Source organism: Nitrobacter vulgaris, assembly GCF_002028545.1.
GTDB classification, from domain to species: Bacteria; Pseudomonadota; Alphaproteobacteria; order Rhizobiales; family Xanthobacteraceae; genus Nitrobacter; species Nitrobacter vulgaris.
The window spans coordinates 39751-55941 of the sequence record NZ_MWPQ01000003.1 but is presented as its reverse complement, the minus strand read 5'-3'; the positions used below and the strand labels follow the sequence as shown (position 1 = coordinate 55941).

At 60.4% G+C, this 16191-nt stretch carries 19 protein-coding genes and 1 tRNA gene; 11 read left to right on the top strand and 9 right to left on the bottom strand.

Going from position 1 to position 16191, the window contains the following annotated elements:
- Positions 1 to 124: 124 nt before the first annotated feature.
- Entirely contained in the window at positions 125 to 931 is an 807-nt protein-coding gene (locus B2M20_RS00985) for an undecaprenyl-diphosphate phosphatase (protein WP_079445240.1), read from the top strand.
- A gap of 98 nt (positions 932 to 1029) precedes the next feature.
- Here B2M20_RS00985 and B2M20_RS00980 read toward each other — a convergent pair whose 3' ends face one another.
- A complete protein-coding gene (locus tag B2M20_RS00980; protein ID WP_079445239.1) occupies positions 1030 to 1998 on the bottom strand; it encodes a complex I NDUFA9 subunit family protein in 969 nt (322 codons plus the stop codon).
- Between the two features lie 150 nt (positions 1999 to 2148).
- Between B2M20_RS00980 and B2M20_RS00975 the strand changes: the two genes are divergently transcribed.
- Positions 2149 to 2235, top strand: a tRNA-Leu gene (locus B2M20_RS00975).
- A 517-nt stretch (positions 2236 to 2752) separates the two neighbouring features.
- Positions 2753 to 3574, top strand: a complete 822-nt coding sequence (locus B2M20_RS00970; RefSeq protein ID WP_079445238.1) for a zinc/iron-chelating domain-containing protein — start codon at positions 2753 to 2755, stop codon at positions 3572 to 3574.
- Between the two features lie 25 nt (positions 3575 to 3599).
- Here B2M20_RS00970 and B2M20_RS00965 read toward each other — a convergent pair whose 3' ends face one another.
- From B2M20_RS00965 to B2M20_RS00955, 4 genes are all read right to left on the bottom strand, one after another.
- Positions 3600 to 3779 carry a DUF2934 domain-containing protein gene (locus B2M20_RS00965; protein WP_079445237.1) on the bottom strand — a complete coding sequence of 60 codons (180 nt, stop codon included), beginning with the start codon at positions 3777 to 3779 and terminating at the stop codon, positions 3600 to 3602.
- A 99-nt stretch (positions 3780 to 3878) separates the two neighbouring features.
- Positions 3879 to 4031, bottom strand: coding sequence for a hypothetical protein (locus tag B2M20_RS19715; RefSeq protein WP_173815868.1), 153 nt, complete (start codon positions 4029 to 4031; stop codon positions 3879 to 3881).
- 202 nt (positions 4032 to 4233) lie between these two features.
- Positions 4234 to 4914, bottom strand: a complete 681-nt coding sequence (locus tag B2M20_RS00960) for an endonuclease/exonuclease/phosphatase family protein (RefSeq protein WP_079445236.1) — start codon at positions 4912 to 4914, stop codon at positions 4234 to 4236.
- Positions 4911 to 6935, bottom strand: a complete 2025-nt coding sequence (locus B2M20_RS00955; protein WP_079445235.1) for a VTT domain-containing protein — start codon at positions 6933 to 6935, stop codon at positions 4911 to 4913. The genes B2M20_RS00960 and B2M20_RS00955 overlap by 4 nt, the downstream gene beginning before the upstream one ends.
- Positions 6936 to 7241: 306 nt before the next feature.
- On the opposite strand from B2M20_RS00955, the gene B2M20_RS00950 reads away from it, so the two are divergent.
- The gene (locus B2M20_RS00950) at positions 7242 to 7835 is read left to right on the top strand and encodes a tetratricopeptide repeat protein (RefSeq protein WP_079445234.1); all 594 of its coding nucleotides are present in this window, start codon (positions 7242 to 7244) and stop codon (positions 7833 to 7835) included.
- 151 nt (positions 7836 to 7986) lie between these two features.
- On the opposite strand, the gene B2M20_RS20035 is transcribed toward B2M20_RS00950, so the two are convergent.
- The 3 genes from B2M20_RS20035 to B2M20_RS20025 form a co-directional block, all read right to left on the bottom strand.
- Positions 7987 to 8343: a hypothetical protein gene (locus B2M20_RS20035; protein ID WP_079445233.1), complete on the bottom strand. Its 357-nt coding sequence runs from the start codon at positions 8341 to 8343 to the stop codon at positions 7987 to 7989.
- Between the two features lie 115 nt (positions 8344 to 8458).
- Entirely contained in the window at positions 8459 to 8641 is a 183-nt protein-coding gene (locus B2M20_RS20030; protein ID WP_338013155.1) for an OST-HTH/LOTUS domain-containing protein, read from the bottom strand.
- A gap of 52 nt (positions 8642 to 8693) precedes the next feature.
- Positions 8694 to 8996, bottom strand: a complete 303-nt coding sequence (locus B2M20_RS20025) for an NYN domain-containing protein (protein WP_244553367.1) — start codon at positions 8994 to 8996, stop codon at positions 8694 to 8696.
- Positions 8997 to 9376: 380 nt separating this feature from the next.
- On the opposite strand from B2M20_RS20025, the gene B2M20_RS00935 reads away from it, so the two are divergent.
- The 4 genes from B2M20_RS00935 to lptB all read left to right on the top strand — a co-directional run bounded on the left by B2M20_RS00935 (position 9377) and on the right by lptB (position 12821).
- Entirely contained in the window at positions 9377 to 9997 is a 621-nt protein-coding gene (locus tag B2M20_RS00935) for a ribonuclease D (protein ID WP_079445232.1), read from the top strand.
- A 227-nt stretch (positions 9998 to 10224) separates the two neighbouring features.
- Positions 10225 to 10917, top strand: coding sequence for an LPS export ABC transporter periplasmic protein LptC (gene lptC, locus B2M20_RS00930; RefSeq protein ID WP_079445231.1), 693 nt, complete (start codon positions 10225 to 10227; stop codon positions 10915 to 10917).
- Complete coding sequence (locus B2M20_RS00925; protein WP_079445230.1) at positions 10914 to 11603, top strand: LptA/OstA family protein; 690 nt, start codon at positions 10914 to 10916, stop codon at positions 11601 to 11603. The genes lptC and B2M20_RS00925 overlap by 4 nt, the downstream gene beginning before the upstream one ends.
- Positions 11604 to 11804: 201 nt before the next feature.
- Positions 11805 to 12821 (top strand): LPS export ABC transporter ATP-binding protein, encoded by a 1017-nt coding sequence (gene lptB / locus B2M20_RS00920; RefSeq protein WP_079445229.1) that lies wholly within the window; start codon positions 11805 to 11807, stop codon positions 12819 to 12821.
- A 58-nt stretch (positions 12822 to 12879) separates the two neighbouring features.
- On the opposite strand, the gene B2M20_RS00915 is transcribed toward lptB, so the two are convergent.
- Entirely contained in the window at positions 12880 to 13218 is a 339-nt protein-coding gene (locus B2M20_RS00915) for a hypothetical protein (RefSeq protein WP_244553366.1), read from the bottom strand.
- A 123-nt stretch (positions 13219 to 13341) separates the two neighbouring features.
- Here B2M20_RS00915 and B2M20_RS00910 point away from each other — a divergent pair, with 123 nt between their 5' ends.
- The 3 genes from B2M20_RS00910 to hpf all read left to right on the top strand — a co-directional run bounded on the left by B2M20_RS00910 (position 13342) and on the right by hpf (position 16112).
- Positions 13342 to 13731 (top strand): DNA-directed RNA polymerase subunit N, encoded by a 390-nt coding sequence (locus B2M20_RS00910; RefSeq protein ID WP_079445228.1) that lies wholly within the window; start codon positions 13342 to 13344, stop codon positions 13729 to 13731.
- An 87-nt stretch (positions 13732 to 13818) separates the two neighbouring features.
- Complete coding sequence (rpoN, locus tag B2M20_RS00905; RefSeq protein WP_079445227.1) at positions 13819 to 15459, top strand: RNA polymerase factor sigma-54; 1641 nt, start codon at positions 13819 to 13821, stop codon at positions 15457 to 15459.
- A gap of 56 nt (positions 15460 to 15515) precedes the next feature.
- A complete protein-coding gene (gene hpf / locus B2M20_RS00900) occupies positions 15516 to 16112 on the top strand; it encodes a ribosome hibernation-promoting factor, HPF/YfiA family (RefSeq protein ID WP_079445226.1) in 597 nt (198 codons plus the stop codon).
- The last annotated feature ends 79 nt before the right edge of the window (positions 16113 to 16191 follow it).

Here is a 16191-nt window from a genome sequence, read left to right as displayed (position 1 = left end):
AGTAGCGGGTGAAACTGCGTTCGCCTGGGCCAGATTCATGGATTTGGGCATTGCTGCCCTGCGGCGAATAAGCGAGAAGGACGCATCGTTCGCAGTCGACTAGAATTCAGGGTAGGCCCTTCCCATGATTTCCGATGTGATCAGAGCCGTGATTCTCGGCGTCATTGAGGGCGTCACCGAATTCCTGCCGGTGTCCTCAACCGGCCATCTGCTACTGGCGGAGCGCTTCTTCGATCTCGGTTCGGGGAACTTCTGGAACACATTCACGGTGTTGATCCAGCTTGGCGCAATTTTGGCGATTGTGGTCATCTATTTTGCGAAACTGTGGCCGATCGCGCTCGGCATGTTCTCCAACGCCGAGGATCGGCGCTTCGTCATCGGCGTGCTGGCGGCCTTTCTGCCGGCTGTGATCGTCGGCCTGATCGCCGGCAAGTACATCAAGGAACTACTATTCAATCCGTGGGTGGTGTGCTTCTCGCTGATCGTCGGCGGCGCGGCTTTAATGTGGGTCGATCAACTCGATCACCGGCCGCGCGAACACGACGCCACGGCCTTTCCGCTGCCGATGTATATCTGGATCGGCATCGCACAATGCGTTGCGATGATTCCCGGCGTGTCGCGCTCCGGCGCCACCATTGTCTCCGCGATGCTGCTCGGCGCCGACAAGCGCGCGGCGGCGGAGTTTTCATTCTTCCTCGCGATCCCCACCATGATCGGAGCCTTCGCCTATGATTTCTACAAGAACCGCGCCGACATGACGACCGACAATCTCGGAATCGTTGCGATCGGCTTCGTGGCATCGTTCGTCACGGCGATCATCGTGGTCAAAGCATTCCTGAGCTACGTCACGCGCAACGGCTTTACGTTCTTCGCCTGGTGGCGGGTGATCGTCGGCACGCTCGGTCTGATCGCGCTGGCGCTGGGGCGGTAGAATCCCACCGGACCATCATCATCGCGAGCGCAGGATCAACTCGGAAATCCACGAAGCTAACCGCTTCGTCGCTCATAACTCTCTCAACGATAAAAAGGTCACGCCCCCTTCGGCGCGAACTGACCGGCCTTGCGGAAGCGCCAGAGATATTGCGGCACCACCGCCTCCATGGAGTCCGGCGCGATCCCCAGCCCTTGCAGCGTCAGGCCCGCGGCCGTCGCCGCATCGGAAACGACATTGTCGGTCTTGAGCAACGTGACCTGATCCGGCGTCAGCTTCAGCGGCCCCGGCGCGAACTGCAGGACCATCGCCTTGAGCCGGGCAATCGCGAACGGCAGCGGCACCAGCATCCGCTCCCGTTCGATGACGCGCAGAATGATCTGCATGATCTCGCGCATCGAGAGCACCTCGGGGCCGCCGAGTTCATAGACGGCGCCCGCTTTGGTCCAGCCGTCGACCGCGTCGGCCACGGCGGTTGCGACGTCGCCGACATAGACCGGCTGCATCCGGGTCGCGCCGCCGCCGATCAGCGGCAGCAGGGGTGACATCCGCGCCAGCGCGGCAAACCGGTTGGTGAACTGGTCCTCGGGGCCGAACATCACCGACGGCCGCAGGACGGTCGCAGACGGCACCGCCGCCAGTACCGCCCTTTCCCCGGAAGCCTTGGCGCGGGCGTAGGCCGAAGCCGATGTCGCATCGGCGCCGATGGCCGAGACGTGCACCATGCGCGCGCCGGCCGCCGCGGCTGCCTCCGCAATGGTGGCGGCGCCTTTGGCCACCACGGCATCGAAAGTCTGCCGGCCGTTCTTGGTCAGGATGCCGACCAGATTGACGGCCACGTGGGACCCCCGCATGGCCGCGCCGACCGACCCCGGATGACGCAGATTGACCTGCACGGCATGGATCTGGCCGACCTTGCCGAGCGGCTGCAAATGTCCGGCCAGTTCGGGGCGCCGAACACCAACCCGGATACGGTAATCCCGTTTGGCGAGAGCGCGCACCACATACCGGCCGAGGAAGCCCGAGCCTCCGAAAACCGTGACGAGCGTGTCCGAATGCGATGCCATGATGCGGTCCTCAAGGGCGATAATTTCAGGTCTAGAGAATGGATATTCCGCCGTTCCGCGGCACGTCAACCGGCGGACCGCTCAGCCACCTATTGAGGACGCCTTCAAGGATTTGACAAGCGCGCGGCCGATGCCTACTAACCCGGCCGGGCCCAGGTGGCGGAATTGGTAGACGCGCTGGCTTCAGGTGCCAGTGGCTGCAAGGTCGTGAAGGTTCGAGTCCTTTCCTGGGCACCATTTCATTGAAGACCTCTTCTCCTTCAATAAATTAAGCCCTATCAGAGTGTTGCACTTGCCCGGCTGTGTAACAAGGGTGCGCAACAATGCTGTTTCGGCTAGTCGGTCCGATGAAGCGCGATGGCTCTCGTATTCCGGTTTTCGTGTAGCGGATTCCCGTAGATGCGCGCATTACCAGGCCACCGCACTCGCGGCGAGCTCTATCGCATTTGGGCGGACGGTTAAGAATCGCGCCCGGAGCCCCGGCCATTGAGCAAAAGCCCCGTGGCGGCTGGCAGCGCGTAATCGAGACGCAAGCCAATGAGACGTCGGAGCCGTTACAATTCTTGGTGTTTGCGGATATTTCGTTGTCCCTCTACTCAGGCCGACTCCCGACCATCCTCTTTTCGGTTCGGAATCGAGACGATGTGCGGCGCATTCCCGTAGAATAGCGCACTCGTGACTCGGACAAGACGGCTACTCAACGAAAGGGTGAGAAGAAGCGCGCCGCAGCTGAGTCATAAGTAGGAAAAAAGCGATGGAAGCGATTTCGCAAGTTGCTCTCGCGGTCGAAAGAGGCGCAACGACGGTTCGTGGTGTTATCGATGTGACCGGGTTGTCTCGTCTTAAAGTCGAACGCGCACTGCAAACGCTTGAGAAGCAGAAGCGGATTGTTCGCGACAGTGAAGGCTTCAGGCCACCGGGCAAGCCGACGAAACCAAACGTCCGGCAATGTGGATCGTGCAACTGCTGTTGCGATATCCTCGAGGTGACAGCGGTCGCAAAACCGGTGAATGAGTTATGCAAGTATTGGGAGACCGGCAAAGGATGCACCATCTACAACGATCGTCCTCAAATGTGCCGATCGTTCACGTGCGCCTGGCTGCAAGGTCATTTCAACGACGACTGGTTTCCCGAGAAGGCTCGCCTGGTGATGCATTTCAGCGAGAACACGGTCAACGTTCAGGTCGATCCCGAATATCCCGACCGATGGCGACAGGAGCCGTACTTCAGCAAGCTGTGCGAGTTGTCACTCAATGGGATAAGGGCGAGAGGAAACCCCGGCTATGCCACCCTCGTCTTCGTCGGTTCTGACAAATTTCTCCTGCTCGGGCGAACCGCCGTCCCCGATCCGACGCTCTTCGGCACGGCGTTCGTACCCGTCACGCCCGAAACCTTCCGCTATTGGAGGGCCCAGTCGCAGGAGCATGCCCAACGCTTGAATGAACGCGCCGCTGAGATCCAGCGGATACAGCAGGAATTTGGATATTGCGCGATCCCCGACGACGAAGATCCCTATCCTCCTTATCGGCCTGCCCTTCTCCGATTGTCGAAACATCCACCCGATAAATCAGAATAATCCGATCGAACCTGGCAGACTGGTGTCATTCAGTCCACGCTACTCGTTCTGAAATGGGATCTGCTTTTTCTTCGCCGGACAAGTCTTTCTCGGCCTGAAGATAGAACTCCTCATCCTTCCCGGAAGGGAAGCCTTCTTGCTGCCATAGCTCATACGCACGGCGGCGAATCTGTGCCGGGGTGGGGTTTTGGTGGGGTTTTCTCATAGTTGATTTTGGATTGGACGATGGAATCTTGAGAGGGACTGCCCTGCGAGCGGAAAGCTCGCAGGGCCGCTCGCGATGCGGCGATATGCCCGTCAGCCCTCAGGCTGCGAAGTACGCGATATAGACAACTATGAAGGCGGCCACGACCAAACCGGTTCCTGCCACGAGCACGTTGCGCACCGTGGGTCCGCGCTCTGCGCCCCGTGCTTCCGTTGCGGTTTCGACGATGTGTCCGTTTTCCATCTTTGCCATTCGATCGCTCCTAAAATCTGTTGGGTATCCGTTGTGGAACTGCGTATCGCTCAGGAAAGAAAAACGGGCTGCCTCGGAGATCGTTCCTCCAGGCTGCGCGCGTCGTTCTTTCAACGGCAGATACACTGACCAAGCAGCAGTGCGATCAGTGAGCGCTTGCCTGGCCCGGTCCTTGCTCCGCCTGCGGAACCTAAGCGTTCTCTCAGGAGAACGTCACGTCGGCGATGACCGGCAAATGATCCGAGCAAGCGCGGGCTTCGGGATCGGTCCATGCCCTGGCGATACACCCCGTCCGCACGGTGTAAATGCGATCAAGTCGAAGCACGGGACACCATGATGGAAAGGTGCGCAGTCTGGTCCGCACAGGGCATCGCTGCGCCAATATTCGCCTGACCGATTTGACCCAGAACCAATCGTTGAAATCACCGAGCACGATCGTTCTGGGAGCATCGATGAGATTGACGATTGCGCGAGCCTGCTCCTGACGCTCGCGGATGCTCAGCCCGAGATGGGTAGCGATCACTGCAACCTCCCCGATCGGGAACTGAATACAAGTGGAAATCGCCCTGCGCGCCTCTCGCTCCCGGTATGAAACATCCACGATGGTCGGTGCCCGGATGAAGGGCCACTTACTCAGCAAAACCTGTCCGTAATCGCCATCCGCCGTGACGATCGATCTGGCATCGACGTTATGCGCGCCCACGACACCTGCAAGACGTTCGAAAGGATTGTCGCTGCGTCCGCGAGAGTCGATCTCCTGCAGTCCCACAATATCGGGCGACCATTTCCGAATGATCGACGAGACCGCCCCGATATCAAAGCGCGGATTGAGATTGAATGTGCCGTGTACGTTCCACGTCATCACGCGGATTGTAAGCGTCATGCTTTCCGCCCGGCGAGCCAGGTGACGACAAACTGAGCCGCGAGGCAGATCGCAATCCAGATAACAATCGTCAATCCGAGAGAAATCACATTCCCCCAGGATTCGCTCTTCGCAAAATCGGCGATCTGTGAACCCAGCGCAGCCATGACCACGATACCCGGCATCATGCCAAAAATCGTACCCACCAGGAAGTCTCTCAATTTCAACTGACTCGCGCCCGCGACAACATTGACGATCGAGAATGGTGCGAGTGGGACCATCCGGAGGATGGCGACCGCGATAATCCCCTTCCCAGCCAGCCGCCCCTGAACGCGCAGCGCGCGAGGCCCGAGAAGGTTTTGCAGCCGTTTGTGGCCAAGATAGCGCCCAATCATGAAGAGTAGAGAGGCGCTCAAAATGACCCCTGCCACAGCAGTTATCGCGCCGGTCCAGGGTCCCAATGCTGCGGCTGTCGCTGCGATCAGAACCACGACAGGAAATATGATCAAACCGCCGAGCACAAAGCAGGCGACCGCGATGAGCGCAGCAAACGGGGAGTCGTGCTGACTCATGATGGCCGACAGAAAGCCGATATCAGCGTAGCTGCGCAGCGGCGTGTAACGCCAGAGCAACGTCAGGGCCATAAGCATAAGCACGAGGCCCGCCGTTCCCAGGAGGGTTCTTGTGGTCCACATTCTGTTTGCGGCGCGTTTGAGATTCAAAGGTATGCGGGGATCGGCAATGGGTTGGATGAAATCATTGAGCGCACGAAACGAAACCTGACCGACCTCGATCGGCTGCAACGCCTTGGTCGCTCCCGCGACTGCATAAGCATCGAGGAACCGCAGCAGACGAGATTCATTCTCAGCAACTTCTTCTTCGGCCGCGCCGCAAAAATGACCGATGAGTCGCCGACGCAACCTGCGAACAAAGTCGCGATGGGCTTCGGTCGTCGCTTCAAACGCAAGGTCGCATTCGCTATCCGCACCCATTGAGCGGTTGTTGAGGTTGGCCGATCCGATCCGGACGAGATCATCGTCGATAATCATCAGTTTGCTGTGGACCATGATAGGCTGGCCCGCCGTAGATGGATGAAGAATGCGCAATCGTTCCGTGACGCCGGCTTTCTTGAATGGATCAAGAAAGGAGTCGCGACCGCTCTGCATCGCCCGCGACTCAAGCCATGACGAATGTAGCTTCGGCACGATAATCAGCACTTGAAGTGATGGGACAGCTGCCATCCGTTGGGCGAGGAGCTCGGCGATCTTCCTGACACTGATGAACTGGTTTTCGAGGTAGACAAACGTCGTCGCGACGCCAATCAACCTTTCGAACAGGAGTTCAACCTCGTGAACGTCCTCGGATGAGTGGCCTGCCACCTCTGTCCTGGCGATCCCGACGGTGACTTCCCGGGCTCCGATCGGTACGGATTTCGGCCACCGGTCGTCGCCGGCAGAACCGACCTTCTCAAAATTGCAACCCGCCGCCTGCCAGCGCCGCATCGCAAGCTCACCGAGAGCCGCTGCCGCTTCGCCGTCGACCATGCACTGGACGTCATGGAAGGGGGGATAGCGCTTTCCCTGCGGATCTTTTCGAAATGGATGCTCGGGAAGATGGTCGCTGGTATCCCAGCGCCGGATCGTCAGGTCGAGCCCACCGACGAAAGCCAGCGAGTTATCGACGACGACAAATTTCTGGTGCTGCGCCGATCCAAGCGGAAGGCACGAATCCCAGCAGAAACGAATCCTGTCATCGGCCGCACCGGCGAATTTGGCAGCAGAACTGACTTCGCGCTCGGCGGCGTACAGCGCCGCAAAGTCCCAAATGAGAATGTTGATTGTGAGTTTGGGCTTGAGTTTTAACAGCGCCTTTAGAAAAGAGGCCAGCGAAAGCGGCAATCCGTCGTTGACGACCCCCGAGGGCCCGACCAGCGGGGTTTCGCTATGAATATCCCATCCAACAATCTGTATTTGTGTTTCGGCCCGCAGAAAGGATTCCCGTAACGCCGCGAAGTATTCGGCGGCATCATTGAGAACCGCCATTCGAGGCGCCCGGCACTTGAACCACACGGTTTGTCCCGGTATGAGAATCGAGGAATTCGTAAGCAGGTCAGATCTCCAATAGACGCTGCGTGCGAGGAACTGCTGGTGGATAGAACGATGCTTGATCTGCCGAGTTCCACATACTAACGCTGAGTTGCGCGCGTTGGCGAGCCTTCAACCCCGTACCGGAAACGGCCTCGCTTTGCTGTCGCCGAGGGGCCGAAAGCACCCACTGCCAATGGGTAGGAATTAGTGGCATACCGGCTTTCTTGCTAAACTTATCCATGCGTCAGGAGTGCACCGTTCATGGCCGTGTCCGATATCATGCTGGCGGCGAGGCTGAACGATCAGGCCGAGCTCTTTAAAGAGCAGGGTCGCTACGCCGAAGCCGAGCCGCTTTACAGACAAGCGCTGGCGATCTGCGCGAAGACGCGCGGGCTCGATCACCCCTCTGTCGCGCTAGGGTTGACCGATCTGGCCGAACTCTACGGCCTCCAGGGCCGCTACGCCGAGGCCGAGCCGCTCTGCAAGCGGGCGTTGGCGACCTGGAAAAAAGCCCTCGGGCCTAGTCACCCCGATCTCGTGCAATCGCTGAACGGTCTGGCCAAACTGTATACCGCCCAGAGCCGCTACGCCGAGGCCGAGCCGCTCTACAAGCGGGCTGTCGTCATCTTCGAGAAGGCGCTCGGCGAGGGTCACCCTTCCGTCGCGTCGGCGCTGGACAATCTGGCCTCACTCTACAAAGCAGAGGCCCGCTACGCCGATGCCGAGCCGCTCTACAAACGAGCGCTGGCGATCCGGGAGAAAGGGCTCGGCCCCGATCACGCTGATGTCGTGAAATCGCGGAGCAATTTGGACGACTTGTATAGCGCCCAGAAGGGGAGCACCGGCAGTCCCTAGAGCCTTTTTCGCTTCTGATAAAATCACGCGAATCGGCATCCACTTCGCTCGAAAACGCCGTCAGGATGAGCGCAGGCAAGGTGACGGTGGGACCCATGCCTGAGCCAGAGACCGCCACTGAGGCAGGCCGCCTGGATGCCGTGGCGCGCGGTTATGGCCGTGTTTCTACCGCCGTGCTGGATGAGGCCGCCAGGCTTGAGGCGTTGGATGGCAGGTTCCGCTGCTTCCGCAGTTCCCGCAGGACGATCAGGACCGGCGATAGAAAAACGAGCAGAAGCCCAAAGACCACGATCCCCAGAAGAATCGCCTTAAACGCCGACCAGACTGCGAGCAATAGGTGCATGAGCGTCTTAAGAATGAGCGCCACCTCTCCGTACACCATCGCCGGATAGCCCAGCGCGTACATTATCCATCCCGCCAGGATCGACAGGACGACTGCCGGCAGCAGGATCGTCAGCAGCCGGAGGTTTATTATGGAAAGTATCTGTTCCTTGATATCCGCCTGCATCGCTACCCTCGCCTCCAGCTACTCCGCTGCTCGGAATCGTATCGTCGGGAAACTCGCCACGCAAGGATCAGGACGACCTGGCCGAACTGCCTGCCCGTGGTTTCAAGGTTCATGGTCAATTCTTCACTTGACGCCCTAGGGGCGTCGGTTTCCGTCGTTTTGCACGGCGGATGCGCATCGGTCCGTTCGTCTCGTCGATCTCAAACACATCGATTTCTCGGATAAGACTGCTGAGCTTTCCGAACCCATAGGTACGGACATCGAAATCCGAAGCCAGTTTTGATCTCTGTTGCCCCATAGGACCGAGAAGCCCCCATCCATTCTCGTTTTCGATCTGCGAAAGGGCCTTGTTAAGGATCGGAACGGCGCGGCGGCTTCAGGATTTTAGAGTGGGGCGATATCGGTGACGGAACAGCTACGGGTTTGAGTTCAGTTTTTTGCGGAAGAAGCTTTTCAAGCGAGATCCTATCGCAAGCTCGCTCAAAGCCGCCCGGAGTTTTCTTTTCGTCAAACCCATAAACTTTCGCGCCTTCACGCCGCAGCCCGGTGGCAAGACTCGTGAAATCACTGTCCAACGAGACCAGGCAAAATCCATTGATCCGACCGTCATGCAGAGGTCCATAACGGGGCGATCGTTGTTGTTCGACTTTCATCCAACGCCTTGAGAGACGTAACCTGCCGATGTTGTCGCGATTTCGTTGATATTATTGAAAGATGGGCCGCCGTCAGGCACACAAGCAGGGACCGGAGTCAGTGAAATCTTGTGAAAGAACCCAGATTTTTCCTTGTATTGGAAGTATTCATAAGCCACCCGGCCTTATCCGCTGCGAGCGCTGCTGGCCGCCCAGGTCTTTTAAAGGAATCGTCCGCCGTTTGTGAGAGCCCTTCCCGCTTCTGACGAAATCAGAAGCGGGGCTCTATGATCTTGATTTGACGCGTTTTCTTGCACGAACCGGTGCCCACTTCACTCGAAAACGCTATAGTCATTGCAACGATATTTTAGCCCCAATCGATTCGACGAGGCCGAGACATTATGACCATCCGTCTGCACCGTGGCGACCTACCGGACCAGGATCTTACGCGCTACACCGGTTCGGCGGCGATCGATACCGAGACCATGGGCCTCAATCCGCACCGCGACCGGCTGTGCGTGGTCCAGATGTCGCCGGGCGACGGTTCGGCCGACGTCATTCAGATCGCCAAAGGGCAGGGTGACGCGCCGAACCTGAAGAAGCTTCTCGGCGATCCGGCCGTCGTCAAGATCTTCCACTTCGCGCGCTTCGACCTCGCCGCGCTGTACAACGCATTCGGCGTGATGCCTCGGCCGGTCTACTGCACCAAGATCGCCTCGCGATTGACCCGTACCTATACCGATCGGCACGGCTTGAAGGATCTGGTGCGCGAGGCTCTCAGCATCGACCTGTCGAAGCAGCAGCAATCGAGCGATTGGGGATCGCAGGCGCTGAGCGACGCGCAGCTCGCTTACGCCGCTTCCGACGTGCTGCATCTGCACGCTTTGCGCGCCAAGCTCGACATGATGCTGGCGCGCGAGGATCGCACCGCGCTGGCGCAAGCGTGTTTCGAGTTCCTGCCGACGCGAGCGAAGCTCGATCTCTCCGGCTGGGAAGCCGACGACATTTTCGCGCATTCGTGAGCCGCGCCCGAAGATCGCAGCCTCGTGGTCGGCCTTTCGCCCCCTTTCGGTCACACTCCTCGTCCTCGGTGGGGCAGGCTTCGAGGTCAAAGCGGCTAAAGCAGCAAACGCGCTCGGCACCAGCAGCGACCGAAAGATGCGCGTGCGGGTGTGCCGCCGCACGATGTCCGGGCTGCGAAGACCCCCATTTCGGGGTAGGATAACCAGAACAGGCGCCCGGAGCAGCGGTGTACTCGGTTCACAATCCCACCTATCAAGCCGGAATGCAGACTGGGCTGGAAGCAAGGTTCGCCCGCGCCGCCCGACACAGCCGCTTGGTGCGGGTATTGCGGATCGCGGTGCCCGGGGCGGTTGGGCTGGCGATGGCCGCGCTGATCGGGATCGCAACCTTCAATCCCTTCCGCGCGCTGGCGAGCCTGCCGCTCGACATGGATAATCTCGTCGTCTCCGGCACCAAGATCACGATGGAATCGCCGCGCCTCGCTGGCTTCACGCCGGATAAGCGGCCCTACGAGATGCAGGCCACCACAGCAACGCAGGACGTCACCGACCCCGATCATGTCGAACTGCATACCTTGCAGGCCAAAGTGCGGATGGAGGACAACTCGACGGTGACCTTGAATTCCCGCACCGGGATGTTCAACACGAAAACGCAAGTGCTCGACCTGCATAAGGATATCCTCATGCAGTCTTCGACCGGATACGAGGCGCGGCTGACCCATGCCATGGTCGATATGGGCCGGGGCACTGTCACCTCGGACCAGCCCGTCGATGTCAAACTGCTGAACGGAACGCTGACCGCCGACACCATGCAGGTCACCGAAAAGGGCGACGTGGTGCGATTCGAGAAAAATGTCGTCATGCATCTGGTGATGGACCGCCCTCCCGCAACTGCCGGTGCGGGCGGCGATACGAAATGAATTCGACCGTGCCAAGTTTTCGCTGCTTTCCCCCGGTTTCCCGCATAGCTCTCCTGCTGCGCGGCGGATTGGTCGCCGTCGCCGTGATGGCTGTCGGCGAAGCGGCCGGACAAAGCTCGGTGCAGGGCGTTCCCAACGCGATGCAGGGTTTTTCCCAGAATCGCGATCAGCCAATCCAGATCGAGGCCGCCGCGCTGGAGATGCGCGATAAGAAAAAAGAGGCGACTTTCTCCGGAAACGTCAAGGTGGTGCAGGGCGACACCACGATGACATCGAAGACGCTCGTGGTCTATTACGAGGGCGGCAGTTCGACCGCTGACGGCAAGGCCAAGGCACCAGCGAGGACGGCGATGAAATCGGCGGAACCGGGCCCATCGGGTGCATCCTCGATCAAGCGGCTGGAGGCCAAGGGCAGCGTGGTCGTGACCCAGAAGGACCAGGTCGTGACCGGCGAAACCGCGGTGTTCGACACCAAGACAAATCTGGTCACCATGCTCGGCGGAGTTGTTCTGACCCAGGGCAAGAACGTATTACGCGGCGACAGGCTGATCGTAGACATGACCACCGGCGTTTCCCGCGTCGAATCAAAGAATGGGCGGGTACAGGGCCTGTTTCAGTCGTCCGGGCAGGGAGGGCCGCTGGGTGGACCGCTGTCGCTCCCCGGATCAACACAAAAGCCCAAATGATATCAGTTAATTGTCCAAGGACATGGCGGCAGGAAGTTGAATCCGCAGTCGCTCGTTTGTATCTACCGCAAGCGGATTTAAAGCTGCCGCGGCGGAGGCGGGTGTTGCGGGCAACGGATGTTTCCTCATTCATGGTGAGGCGACGAATCAGGCACGCTGCGGGATGCAGGCGAACGACCGTGAGAAGCTGAGCAGGCGCCCATGGTGGATATCTTCAATGTATTCCGTAAGCGGCCGCAGAAGCGCGGGGCGCAAGCGTTTGCGCGGACCCGGACGGACATCACGGCACTCGGCGATACCATTGGCGACATGCTGACCAATCCGGTGCGCGACGCACCGCCGATCGCTCACGGGACCCGTCGCAACGCTCCGCCGGCCCCGTCCGTTTCGCAACCCCGGGTTCTGGCGCGCTCAGCGCCTGAAACGTCCCGGCCAGAAGCTTCCCGGCCGCGCACCGCCTCCAACGGGACTGCCGCGCCACGGATGGCCGCGCGTCCTGGTTACCTGGCCGTACACGGGGTGGAAAAAAGTTTCGGCTCCCGTCAGGTCGTGCGCGGCGTGAGCATCTATGTCCGCCGCGGCGAGGCGGTCGGACTTTTGGGTCCGAACGGCGCCGGCAAGACCACCGTATTCTACATGATCACTGGTCTGATCCCTGCGGATCGCGGCGCTATCGAACTCGACGGTCACGACGTGACCAAACTGCCGATGTACCAGCGGGCGCGGCTCGGGATCGGCTATCTGCCGCAGGAAGCCTCGATCTTCCGCGGCCTCAGCGTCGAGCAAAACATCCGTGCCGTGCTCGAGGTTGTCGAGCCAAGCAAGAAGAAGCGCGAAGCCGAGCTCGACGCGCTGCTCGAGGAATTCAACATCACGCGCCTGCGGAAATCGCCATCGATCGCGCTGTCCGGCGGCGAGCGCCGGCGCGTGGAGATCGCGCGCGCGCTGGCGACGCGCCCGAATTACATGCTGCTGGATGAACCATTCGCCGGCATCGACCCAATCGCGGTCGGTGATATTCAAGATCTTGTGCGCCATCTGACCAATCGCGGCATCGGCGTGCTCATCACCGACCACAACGTCCGCGAAACGCTCGGCCTGACCGACCGCGCCTACATCGTCTATGCGGGCGAGATCCTGACCGAGGGCAGCCCTGAGGCGATCGTCAACGACCCCGACGTGCGGCGCCTGTATCTGGGCGAGGAATTCCGGTTGTAGATAGTCGCCGCCAGACTTTTCCGCTCGATCCTTGCAACGCTACGCGTGATTCGACCCCTCACCAGGGGTCGTCATTGACATCGACATCAATTGCCGGTCCGTCGTCAAAGTTGCGATAGACGCCGACGCCCGGCGCCCCGTAGCGGGAACGATAACCGGGGCGCTCATAGACGCCATCATCGTCATCATCATCCTGCCAGCGTTCGACGAACGGCGGCGCGTGCGTGCGGTAGCAATTCCCGTCGTCGTCGCAAATCATCTGCGGGGCTTCGCCGGTGAAGGAGAAATCCGCGGCAAACGCGGGGAGCGCGAATAACAATCCCGCGGCGGCAACAAGAAGGCTGGTCTTGAACATGTGCAGTTTCCTCGCGTGGTTGGCGCGGCGGCGGCCGGCCAACGCCCCGAAGCTGAACCGCGCCGATGGCCGAATTGGGAACTTCCGCGGGCGTATCGGCGGCGGGCCGACCCCCGTCTCGCCGCATTCTTCGTTCTTTCTCGTCGACAAAACGGGGAGCGTGAAATGAAGACAGTCCTTGCTGCAATTGCCTCGCTCGCGCTGCTATCGTCTGCGGCGGCGGCGCAGGAACGTGCCGGCAGCGCTGCGCTCGGCGCGTTGTCGGGCGCGGTGGTGCTGGGTCCGGTCGGGGCGGTCGCCGGCGCGGTGGTTGGCTATACTGCGGGGCCGTCGATCGCGCGTTCGTGGGGACTGCGCCACTCATCGACCAAGTCGCGACGGCAATCCTCCAAACAAGGGCATCGGGGACGGACGACCGTGACCGATAGCGGCGGCCGCGCACCCGATGCGCAGACGGCAAGCCGGACCGCAACATCGACAGCAGCGATGGCCGCTGAACCGCGTGCGGTTCCCCCGAAAGTCACGCTGCCTCCGGTACAAGCCCTCGATTACTAAGCCAAAAGTCGGATTGTCATCGTAAAGCGTGTACATCCGGCCATAAAAAAGCTAAGCAAGAATCGGACCATTTGGACCGCTCTTGGCATGGCGCTAACGCAGAAACTCGAATTTCGACAGTCCCAGTCGCTGGTGATGACGCCGCAACTCATGCAGGCGATCAAGCTGCTGCAACTGTCGAATCTGGACCTTTCTGCGTTTGTCGAGGAGGAACTGGAGCGGAATCCTCTGCTGGAGCGCGCGAGCGAGGACCCCGACCCGCCGGTCGCCGGAGGGTCGGCCGTAAGGGACACTGAATATTCAGAAGGTGACGACGCGGCGGCGTTCGCGGACCGCGGCGCAGGCGAGGGCACCGGTGGTCAGGATTTGGAACCCGCGCCCGACGAATGGATGAATCGTGATCTCGGCAGCCGCGCGGAGATCGAACAGACCTTCGACAGCGGCCTGGAAAACGTTTTTCCGGAAGAACCGGCCGAGGCTGCAGCGCGGACCGCGCAGGATGCCGCACCGGTCACGTTCACGGAATGGGGCGGCGGCGCCTCCAGCGATGATAGCTACAATCTCGAAGCCTTCGTCGCGGCGGAGATAACGCTCGGCGAACATCTCGCCGAACAGCTTGCGGTGGCCGTCACGGTGCCGGCGCAGCGCATGATTGGCCGGTATCTGATCGATCTCGTCGACGAGGCTGGTTACCTGCCAGCCGATCTTAGCGAAGTCGGCGACAAGCTCGGCGCCAGCGAAAGCGAGTTGGCGGCCGTTATCGCGGTGTTGCAGACTTTCGATCCACCCGGCATCTGCGCCCGCAGCTTAAGCGAATGCCTTGCGATCCAGTTGCGCGAGAAGGACCGTTACGATCCAGCGATGCAGGCGCTGGTCGAGCATCTCGAGCTGCTGGCGAGGCGTGATCTCGCAGCCTTGCGCAGGATCTGCGGCGTAGACGACGACGACCTCGCCGAGATGGTCGGCGAAATCCGTCATCTCGATCCCAAGCCGGGCTTGAGGTTCGGCACCACGCGCACGCAGACGGTGGTGCCGGACGTGTACGTGCGGCCCGGTCCGGACGGCGGCTGGCTCGTGGAACTCAACAGCGATACGCTGCCGCGCGTGCTGGTCAACCAAACGTACTATGCCGAATTGTCGAAGACGATCCACAAGGACGGCGACAAGACCTATTTTACGGACTGCCTGCAAAACGCGACCTGGCTGGTCCGCGCGCTCGACCAGCGTGCCCGCACCATTCTCAAGGTGGCGACAGAGATCGTGCGGCAGCAGGACGGCTTTTTCGCGCATGGCATCGCCCATTTGAGACCACTCAATCTCAAGACCGTGGCGGATGCGATCCAGATGCATGAGTCCACCGTGTCCCGCGTCACCGCTAACAAATACATGGCGACAAATCGCGGCGTCTTCGAGTTAAAGTATTTCTTCACGGCATCGATCGCCGCGGCCGACGGCGGTTCCGCCCACTCGGCGGAGTCGGTCCGTCACCACATCAAGCAACTGATCGATGCAGAAGCGCCGTCGGCTGTTCTGTCCGACGACACCATCGTGGAAAGACTGCGCGAAGCCGGAATTGACATCGCCCGCCGCACCGTCGCTAAATATCGCGAAGCGCTGCGAATCCCTTCTTCAGTGCAGCGCCGCCGCGAAAAGCAGAATCTGCTTGGCGGCGCGCAGACGGCGTCTGCTCCGTCGCCGAACCGCTCGCGCAATGCCGCACCGGCTTGATTGCGCACCCGCGACACCCGATAATCTCTCCCCACTCATGATCGATGAGGCTTGTCATGACACTTCGAATCTCGGGCAAGAGCATTAACGTCGGCGAGGCGCTGCGAGGGCGCCTCAACAACCGTACCGACGAGGTTCTCCGAAAATACTTTGATGGACAATATTCGGGCCACATCACGCTGAGCAAGGACGGTTTCGGATTCCGCACCGACTGCGCGCTGCATCTGGATTCTGGAGTAACGCTCGAGGCTGAATCTAATGCCGCGGATGCCTATGCGAGCGCCGATCAGGCACTGCTGCAAATCGAAAAGCGTCTGCGCCGCTACAAGAGCCGTCTCAAGGATCGCTCGGCGCGCAAAGCGCACGCCGCTGCGGAGGCGATCGCCGGGCTCGACGCGCCGAGCTACGTTATCGAGGCGCCAGCTGTGGACGGCGAAGACGAGGTCACCGCCTTCAATCCGGTGATCATCGCAGAAACCGTCACCTCGCTGAGGCGGCTCTCGGTTAGCGAAGCGGTGATGGAACTCGATTTCACCGGCGCACCCATGTTGGTGTTCCAGCATGGCTCCAGCGGCCGCGTAAACATGATCTATCGCAGACCTGATGGCAATGTGGGCTGGATCGACCCGCCGTCCGTCAACGGCGCGGCCTGACTTGTTGCCATTGACGCTTGGGACGACGATCCATATGGGCCGCGGCCTTCCCGATCGGTCTACATAAAAGTTCGGGAAT